The sequence below is a fragment of the Aeromicrobium sp. PE09-221 genome (assembly GCF_002174305.1).
In the GTDB taxonomy this organism is placed as follows: Bacteria; Actinomycetota; Actinomycetes; order Propionibacteriales; family Nocardioidaceae; genus Aeromicrobium.
Window position 1 is genome coordinate 1 of sequence record NZ_MIJB01000065.1, and the last position, 1581, is coordinate 1581.

3 protein-coding genes are annotated in these 1581 nt (G+C 65.5%); all 3 read left to right on the top strand.

Annotation, left to right across the window (positions count from 1 at the left end):
• The first annotated feature begins 170 nt into the window (after window positions 1–170).
• From BHE97_RS19260 to BHE97_RS19270, 3 genes are read left to right on the top strand one after another with little or no spacing between them, the layout of a single operon-like run.
• Window positions 171–383, top strand: coding sequence for a hypothetical protein (locus BHE97_RS19260; RefSeq protein ID WP_201791552.1), 213 nt, complete (start codon window positions 171–173; stop codon window positions 381–383).
• A 32-nt stretch (window positions 384–415) separates the two neighbouring features.
• The gene (locus BHE97_RS20520; RefSeq protein ID WP_087625650.1) at window positions 416–721 is read left to right on the top strand and encodes a transposase; all 306 of its coding nucleotides are present in this window, start codon (window positions 416–418) and stop codon (window positions 719–721) included.
• Window positions 718–1422 (top strand): IS3 family transposase, encoded by a 705-nt coding sequence (locus BHE97_RS19270; protein ID WP_087625649.1) that lies wholly within the window; start codon window positions 718–720, stop codon window positions 1420–1422. The genes BHE97_RS20520 and BHE97_RS19270 overlap by 4 nt, the downstream gene beginning before the upstream one ends.
• Window positions 1423–1581: the final 159 nt, after the last annotated feature.

Here is a 1581-nt window from a genome sequence, read left to right on the forward strand (position 1 = left end):
CTCGGTAACGTGCCACCCGTGGAGTTCGAGCAAGCCCACTACGCGACCCTCAACCGAGAGCCGCAACCCGCATAGGAGCGGCAAAAAACCTGGGGCGCTTCAAGAAACTGATCGAGGACTACTACACCCGCGTACAGATCAGCCCCGCCCAGCGGGGCGCCCTCTCCGGGATGCTCCACCACGAGTTCGACCGACTCATGGCCGCCGAGACCGACGAACTCGAACGCCTCACCACTCACCGAGACCGGCTCGAACACGAACAAGACCGGCTCATGCAAGCCCACTACGCCGACGCCATCCCGCTGCCCGTCCTCAAACGAGAACAAGACCGCATCCTGGGCGAACTGGGCGTGAGGAACGGATCGGTGACAACTGATCGTTAGTGCCGGGAGGCGCTGGCGGGAAGGATGTCATCATGCCCGGTCCCTATCCGAGAGAGTTCCGCGAAGACGTCGTCGCGGTCGCCCGCCGCCGTGAGAGCGGCGTCACCATCAAGCAGATCGCCACTGACTTCGGAGTCAGCGAGGCGACGCTGCAGAACTGGCTCCGCCAAGCAGATGTCGAGGAAGGCAAGCGTCCCGGTCAGACGGCAGACGAGGCCGCCGAGATGCGAGAGCTGCGCCGCCGTAACCGTCTCCTCGAGCAGGAGAACGAAGTCCTCAGGAAGGCAGCGGCATATCTGTCGCAGGCGAACCTGAAACTGGGTGGCTCCCCAAAATGACGTACCCGCTCGTTGCCGAGCTCGCCGAGGCGGGGATCCCCGTCACGGTGTCGTGCCGGGTCCTGAAGCTCGCAAGACAGCCCTACTACCGGTGGCGCAATGACCCGATCCGCGACGCGGACGTCCTCCGCGCGTATCGGATCAACGCCCTCCACGACGCGCATGAGGACGACCCGACGTTCGGTTACCGATACCTCGCTGACGAAGCACGCCGCGCAGGGTGGCGGATGAGTCGCCGGACGGCGTGGAAGCTGTGCTCGCAGGCTGGGATCCTCTCCTCCGCGCAACGCCGCCGGCGCGGGAAGGGCAAGAAGGCCGGCCCACCCGTGTTCGACGACCACGTGCAACGCGTCTTCCGGGCCGATGCCCCGAACCGGGTCTGGCTCACCGACATCACCGAGCACCGCACGACGACCGAAGGCAAGCTTTACTGCTGCGCGATCAAAGACGTCTTCTCAAACCGGATCGTGGGGTACTCGATCAGCGACCGGATGACCTCGAAGCTCGCGGTCGACGCACTCCGCAACGCCGTCGCCCGCCGCGGCGATGTCGCCGGATGCATCTTGCATGCCGACAGGGGCAGCCAGTTTCGAAGCCGCGCCATGGCCCGGGAACTGCGCCGGCACGACATGGTCGGTTCGATGGGCCGAGTCGGCGCCGCGGGCGACTGTGAGACTGTCGATCGTCTCCTGGCGGCCTGACTCTTGCTGACGACTGACCCCGAAGTCTGGGTGTCCTGGCTGTTGATCTGTCGTCCGCCAGGAGGCGGTCGCTTCATCCATGGTGCTGGCCGGGCGGGCGTGACCTCATAGGGAGCCTGATCGCCACTCCATCACCACAACCACCGGCCACACCATGGA

What these genes read in the sequence shown, in the direction of transcription:
- BHE97_RS19260 (WP_201791552.1), top strand. Translation starts at nt 171, where the DNA reads ATGCTCCACCACGAGTTCGACCGACTCATGGCCGCCGAGACCGACGAA.
- BHE97_RS20520 (WP_087625650.1), top strand. Translation starts at nt 416, where the DNA reads ATGCCCGGTCCCTATCCGAGAGAGTTCCGCGAAGACGTCGTCGCGGTC.
- BHE97_RS19270 (WP_087625649.1), top strand. Translation starts at nt 718, where the DNA reads ATGACGTACCCGCTCGTTGCCGAGCTCGCCGAGGCGGGGATCCCCGTC.